Origin of the sequence: Sphingobacterium sp. IITKGP-BTPF85 (assembly GCF_001006065.1) — a bacterium.
Classification (GTDB): domain Bacteria; phylum Bacteroidota; class Bacteroidia; order Sphingobacteriales; family Sphingobacteriaceae; genus Sphingobacterium; species Sphingobacterium anhuiense.
Map to the genome: position 1 here is coordinate 1 of NZ_ASZT02000200.1, position 7182 is coordinate 7182.

Annotated in this window: 6 protein-coding genes and 2 pseudogenes; all 8 read right to left on the reverse strand. The window is 37.5% G+C overall.

What is annotated here, in order from left to right; all coding sequences use genetic code 11:
* Nucleotides 1–702: 702 nt before the first annotated feature.
* Nucleotides 703–948, reverse strand: a complete 246-nt coding sequence (locus L950_RS23320) for a hypothetical protein (protein WP_197086663.1) — start codon at nucleotides 946–948, stop codon at nucleotides 703–705.
* Nucleotides 949–995: 47 nt separating this feature from the next.
* A complete protein-coding gene (locus tag L950_RS23325; protein ID WP_021190671.1) occupies nucleotides 996–1721 on the reverse strand; it encodes a ThiF family adenylyltransferase in 726 nt (241 codons plus the stop codon).
* Nucleotides 1722–1724: 3 nt separating this feature from the next.
* Complete coding sequence (locus L950_RS23330; protein ID WP_021190672.1) at nucleotides 1725–2381, reverse strand: TatD family hydrolase; 657 nt, start codon at nucleotides 2379–2381, stop codon at nucleotides 1725–1727.
* Between the two features lie 66 nt (nucleotides 2382–2447).
* Nucleotides 2448–3230, reverse strand: a complete 783-nt coding sequence (locus L950_RS34505) for an anthranilate synthase component I family protein (protein ID WP_231577827.1) — start codon at nucleotides 3228–3230, stop codon at nucleotides 2448–2450.
* A gap of 242 nt (nucleotides 3231–3472) precedes the next feature.
* Nucleotides 3473–3733, reverse strand: coding sequence for a hypothetical protein (locus L950_RS34510; RefSeq protein ID WP_231577828.1), 261 nt, complete (start codon nucleotides 3731–3733; stop codon nucleotides 3473–3475).
* 3 nt (nucleotides 3734–3736) lie between these two features.
* A pseudogene (locus tag L950_RS23340) lies at nucleotides 3737–5012 on the reverse strand (adenylosuccinate synthase).
* 126 nt (nucleotides 5013–5138) lie between these two features.
* The gene (locus L950_RS23345) at nucleotides 5139–5627 is read right to left on the reverse strand and encodes a Fur family transcriptional regulator (RefSeq protein ID WP_021190674.1); all 489 of its coding nucleotides are present in this window, start codon (nucleotides 5625–5627) and stop codon (nucleotides 5139–5141) included.
* Nucleotides 5628–5710: 83 nt separating this feature from the next.
* Nucleotides 5711–7182, reverse strand: a pseudogene (locus tag L950_RS23350) (RelA/SpoT family protein); the annotation flags it as partial.

Sequence of the window (7182 nt, forward strand, 5' to 3'; positions counted from 1 at the left end):
GGGGCGAAGCAGACCCGAAGGGCAGTCCAATAAAACTCGAATTTGCGGAGAAAGGTTCTTGCCGTAGATAACTTGATCTTTTTTTAGTGATGTAGAAATTTTATGCTTTATTACGAAGAAGGTATAAGCTAAAAGTCCAAAGAAGTCCGTGAAGTCCATGGAAGTCCGTAAAGTCCTTAGTCTTCTCGAGCATGCTTGGGCAATGGTTCGATAATGATAGGGAACAACTCCGGGATTGGTTCGGGTGCGCTTCGACTGTTCTTCGACTGTTCTTCGACTCGGCTTCGACCACAAGACGAAAACGAGTCGAATAAATGGCGAACAAAATACGAACCAGTCTGCTCGCAATCTCAAAGAAATCCCGAACATCTCTCAAAAAAAGTCGATCATTCCTAATCTATTATTAAAACATACAACAGATCGCCATCACTATGTCTTTACAATAGATCAGATTAGTTGAAAACAAGAGATTTAAGCAATTTAATCCACCAAGACAAGTCTTTGCTAGACTGGTCACACAGAACTCTTTAAATCGCTTAAAATTAGCTTCAATATAAAGCGGTTAATTTTCAGAATGTGCTGTTCTATAGATATATTGATCAATAGATTGCGACAGTAATTTGAAGGATATATGCCTCAGAATCTTATTGCAGAAAAAAGTAATGTTTAAATGCCTTTGAAAATAATAGGATTGTTAGAAAATTACATAAACAGCATAACCTCAGGATGTTTGAGGATCGTTTTGATCAAAGGTTTTGTTTCTCCCGCAATAATGGTTTTGTAGTGCGGTTCTGGAATGAAAAGTTTAAAGGTTTTCTTTTCAATTTTTATAACAAAAATTGCACCGTGTACCACCTGCTTATCATCGATAACCATTGAAAATTCATCAACCGGTTGATTAGCAAGCTTATACTTTTCAACTAATTTTATAAGTTTTTCCATAGCCAAAACTACATATTCTCGTCAATATAATGCGATATATTGAGAGAATATCATTAATTTTTAGCGATTAAATCTCTTAATGCAACGGAAGCGATTGCTCCTCCGAATGCAGCTGGCAGATAAGACATCGTTCCGTATGCAGATTTCTTAAAGTTACTGCCATCGGTATACAACAGGGATGCTTTATCTGGTAATTCTGTAGAAAATACTGCTTTAAAACCACTTCTTATCCCATGTTTATATAACTTTTTACGGATATGATGAGCAAGTTTACAATTATAGGTTTCTCCGATATCTGCAATTTCTATTTTTGTAGGATCCATTTTTCCTCCAGCTCCCATAGAACTTACAAAACGAACTTTACGCTCTAGAGCCTGACGGATAAAAAATAATTTTGGCGTGATACTATCAATTGCTTCCACTGCATAGTCGGGATTAAGATCCAATAGATCGGAAATCTTTTCAGGAAGAACGAAATCTTCAACAATAGTCAAATCCAGTTCAGGATTTATAGATAATAACCGATCGCGCATGATCTGTGCTTTAGATTGACCATGGTTGGTTGCCAATGCTGGTAACTGTCTGTTTCTATTAGAAGGATCTACAGTGTCGCCATCAATGATGGTCATTTTGCCAACACCGCCACGGCAGATAAATTCCGCTGCAAACGATCCTACGCCTCCCAATCCCAAAACCATGACATGAGAATTTGCCAATTTTTCTAAAGCTTCACGCCCCACTAATGCCTCTGTACGCGATAGCCAAGTTAAGTCTTTCATATTTTACTCAAATACAAGTTGATAGTTTCTTATTATGTTTTCTTTTAATTCATTTATCGATATCTTTTTCAATTGTGCTGCATAAGCGTACAATTCTCTGATATCGGCATGCGCATCATCCGTTTCCAAAAAGAGCTGTTCAAGAGGAGTCGCTACAAGCGTTTCATCTAACTTTCCCGTGAGAATTGATGAACCAAACGAAAGGTAATATCCTTTTTTAAGCAATTGCTCAGCAAGTTCTCGATTCTTATTAAATCCATGAAAAATGATGTGACCTGTGAAATTTTCACTTTTTAAAACTTGCTGTACTTCGTCAACAGCACGGACACAATGAATGATCAATGGCTTACCGTATTCTTTTGCTAAGCTAACTTGTTTTTGAAAAACGTCTTGCTGCACATTTAAGGGCACAGATATTACTTTATCCATACCACATTCCCCGACAGCTAGAATTTCATGATCACGAAGCAATTCTTGCAGGATCGATATGCCTTTAAAAGGGTCACTTTCATTGATGTGCCATGGGTGTAACCCCGCAGTTACTGGCGGTAAATAATGATCATCTGGATCAGCATTCAGTATAAGATTAAATACGTCAAAGCGTTCAGTCTCTGACGAGTGATGCTGATGGGTATGGATATCAATGTATATCTGTGTCATAATCAGGCGCAAATTTCAGAAAAAAAAATGATGTTTGAGAATTTTATCTACTAAAGATATAGATATTTATTGAATATGTGTATCAAGAACTTGCAACATACCATTTGCTTTTAACAAGCACTCTTGATATTCGTCTTCAGCATTTGCCTGAACGGTAATAGCACCGCCTGTCTGAAAGGACAAATATTTACTTTGTGCATTGTATAAAATGGTCCGGATCACAACATTGAAATCAAAATCATCTTCAGGACCGAAATAACCGATGGATCCTGCATATAACGAGCGTCTTGTTGCTTCAACTTGATCACAGATCTGCATGGCAGCAATTTTAGGAGCGCCGGTCATTGAACCAGCAGGGAAGGTATTTTTAATAACTTCAACATCCGCTACTTTTCTATCGATTTCACAGGTAATGGTCGAAATCATCTGATGAACGAGTTTAAATGTCTGAATTTCGAAAAGACGATCTGCTTTGACAGATTTTGGTACTGCGCTCTTCGTGAGATCATTGCGAACTAAATCTACAATCATCACATTTTCAGCAATTTCTTTCGTAGAGTTTAACATGCCTTGGACGATCTTTTGATCTTCTTCAGCAGTTTTTCCTCGTTTTGCAGTTCCTTTTATAGGTTGAGAAATGAGCTGTTGATTCCTTTTCGCCAGAAATCTTTCCGGAGATGCGGAAAGGATGTAATTCTTGTTGAATTTAAAAAATGCCGCAAACGGCGTAGGGGAGATGCTGTTCAATTTTTCAAATGCCGCTACGGGATTTAAGTTGACCTGGTCAGCATAAAACTCCTGGCAGAGGTTGACTTCGTAAATATCGCCTCTTTGGATATGATCTTGCATTTTATTAAATGCAAGCATGTATTCAGCCTTAGACCATCTGGTCTGTATCTGGCCATCAAAACCCACAGAACCGGTCTGCCATGTAAAATCTAAAATGGTTTGATAGATTTGAGCAGGATTTTCAGCTGTTATCCAAACGGTATTTCCAATTGTTTTGATCGTAACTGCAGGAACAAAGAAATAGGCTAATGGAAATCCTAAAGGATCATCATGATGTGTTTCCAGTTCTTCGATTTCATTTTTCAGATCGTACGAAAAAAACCAGGAATATAAGTATCTGGATATGTGTCTATAAATTTTTGAACATCCTGAAGTGTATTACCGGAAGTCGAGGTATAAGAGGAAGTTGCTTTTACTGCAATTAAGCAGTCAAATGCACTCCACTGATCGCTATGTCCATTGGAATGGAGATAAGCTACTTCATCAAATTGCGCTGCCCATTGCAGCGCTTTTTGATGAAAATTATTCGTTGAATCTATAACAAAATTGTCTTCGACCCGCATTAACTATTTAGTCAATTTTAATGTTTGTTTACGATCTGGACCAACAGATAGGAACGTGATAGGCACTTCTAATGCTTTCTCTAGATACGTAATGTAATTTTGTAATGCTGCAGGGATTTCACTTTGTTGCGTGATACCAGTCAGATCTTGATTCCAGCCGTCGATTTCTTCAAGAATAGGCTCAGCCTCGTTCGTGATAATCTCATATGGCATGTAATCGATTACTTTTCCTTCATGTTTGTAATGTGTACAAACTTTGATTTTTTCGAAGTATCCAACACATCAGCTTTCATCATGATCAATTCGGTAACACCGTTTAACATAATGGCATATTTTAAAGCAGGAATATCAATCCAACCAGTACGACGTGCGCGACCTGTTGTTGCTCCAATTCATGACCTAATTTACGTAAGTTTTCACCTACTTCATCATGTAGTTCAGTCGGGAATGGGCCTCCACCTACGCGAGTAGCATAAGCTTTGAAGATACCATATACTGCACCAATTTTATTTGGAGCAATACCTAAACCTGTACATGCGCCCGCTGTAGTTGTATTTGAAGATGTAACGAATGGATAAGAACCAAAGTCAACATCTAACAAAGTACCTTGAGCACCTTCTGCCAATACTTTTTTACCATCCTTTAAATATTGATTCACTAAATGTTCTGAATCAACATGTGGAATAGTTTTAATGAATTCGATAGCAGCTAAGAAAGCTTCTTCTTTTTCAGAGAAATCAGGGATTTCACCGTAGTGTGATAAAATAGAAAGGTGTTTTTCTCTCAATTTTTCGTAACGCTCTTTGAAATCTGGCAATGTAGTATCACCCACACGTAGGCCATTACGACCTGTTTTATCCATATAGGTAGGACCAATACCTTTTAAGGTAGAACCAATTTTACCGTCACCCATTTTAGATTCTGAAGCAGCATCTAGTAACTGGTGAGTAGGAAGGATTAAATGCGCTTTACGAGCTAACACTAAATTTCCTTTACCTACTGGATCAAATCCAGCAGTTTTCAAATTGTCTAGTTCTCTCTTTAAGATAATCGGGTCGATAACAACACCATTTCCGATTAGGTTAAGAGTTCCTTCATTGAAGATACCCGAAGGGATCGTGTTTAAAACGAATTTTTTGTTATCAAACTCCAATGTGTGTCCGGCGTTAGGGCCGCCTTGGAAACGAGCAATTAAATCGTATTGTGGACAAAATACATCAACGATTTTACCTTTACCTTCGTCTCCCCATTGTAAGCCCAAAAGCACATCAACTTGCATAGCTTTTAAAGTATTGTGATTAAGAATTTATGTTAATTTTTTGAATTATCTAAAAACAAAATGTTCAGAAAAATGAGCAAATCATTTTCTGAACAAATGTACTATTATATTTCGCCAATCCTGAGATTAATTTGAAATAACCTCTTCTTTTGCTTTTGAAGCAGCGATTTTTTGTTGGCAATCATTACAAACACCATACAGATTTAACGAGTGATGTTTGATATCGAATTTTAATAAATCACCCATTAAGCTTTGAATCTGGTTGATACGTGGGTCACAAAATTCCACCACGATATTACATTCAATACAAATGACGTGATCGTGTTGTTTAAATCCATAGGATTTTTCAAATTGAGCCATATTGCGCCCAAATTGATGTTTAGTAACTAAGTCACAGGATACCAACAATTCTAACGTGTTGTATACAGTGGCACGGCTAACTCGGTATTTTTTATTCTTCATATGGATGTACAATGATTCTACATCAAAGTGATCTGTACGGGAATAAATTTCTTCTAAAATAGCATAACGCTCTGGAGTTTTTCTTAGATTTTTATTTTCTAAGTAAGCTTCAAAGATCTTTTTTACTGTTGCGTAATTTTCAGCTGCGTTCATATTAATCAATAAGATTCTTTACAAATTTACCAATTTTGATTCAATTATCGTAGTATTAAAAAAATGTGATATTCAGCTGATGTTTAACTCTCAGATTCATATCGTGAAACAGTGGTAATGCCGCGCACTTGTTTAAGCGTTTTCATTAGATTTTCCAATTGTTCTGTATCATTTACAAAGACCATAATATGCCCTTCAAAAATTCCTTCGTTACTGGTAATACTTAAGGAGCGAATATTAACTTTAAACTCCTGAGATATGACGGTGGTGATCTTATTGACCAAACCAACATCATCGATACCGACAATACGTAATCCGGTCAAGAAAGATACATCTGTTTGGGATGTCCACTTAGCCTTCATAATGCGGTAACCGTAGTTCGCCATTAATTTGGATGCATTTGGACAGCTGGTACGGTGTATTTTTATACCATCGTTTACAGTTAAAAATCCAAATACATCATCTCCAGGTATTGGGTTACAACAAGGAGCAAGGGTGTAATCGATTTTCTGCAAATCATCACCTAACAAGAGGGTATCCTGATCTTTTTTACTGAATTTCTCTACTAAACCACCAATATGTGTATTAAATTGGGTGTTTTGGGTACTCAGTGTCGCATCGTTGTTTTTTTCGTGCGCCACAAATTCCCGCAATTGTTTAATATCAACGAGTCCTTTGGCTACATTATAAAACAGATCCTGCGAACTTGGAAATTTAAGGAAATTCGCAATTTTATTAATATTATCAGTGTTATAGGTAATCTTTAACGTTTTCAGCTTACGCTCCAGAATTTCTTTACCATCTTCCGCCACACGACGTCTTTCTTCTTTTAGTGAAGAACGGATTTTGGATTTTGCTTTTGCTGTCACGACAAAATTCAACCAGTCTTCTTTTGGTGTCTGTTTGCTCGATGTTATGATCTCTACTTGATCACCATTTTGCAAAACATGACTTAAAGGCACCAATTTATGGTTGACTTTTGCACCGATACAGGTTGCTCCGATATCCGAGTGGATTTCAAAGGCAAATCTAATGCAGTGGCTTCATGTGGCAATTGAATAAGGGCTCCTTTTGGCGTGAAAATAAAGATCTCATCGGAGAACAAATTCATTTTAAAGTCGTCCACAAAGTCCAGTGCATTCTGTTCCGGATTGCTCAGTACATCTCTAATTTTTTTGATCCACTGGTCTAACCCACTGTCCGAATTGGATTCTTTATATTTCCAGTGTGCCGCAAAACCTTTCTCCGCAATTTCATTCATGCGGCTGGTTCTGATCTGAACTTCAACCCATTGACCACGAGGTCCCATAACCGTGGTATGCAGAGATTCATAACCATTACCTTTAGGTGATGATACCCAGTCTCTTAGACGGTCGGGGTTTGGTCGGTACAGGTCGGTTACAATAGAATACACTTTCCAACACTCTGTTTTTCACGCTCATCATCGGTATCGATGACAATACGGATCGCAAATAAATCGTAAACCTCTTCGAAAGGAATCGATTTTTTACGCATCTTGGTCCAGATGGAATGAATGGATTTGGGTCTGCCGAAA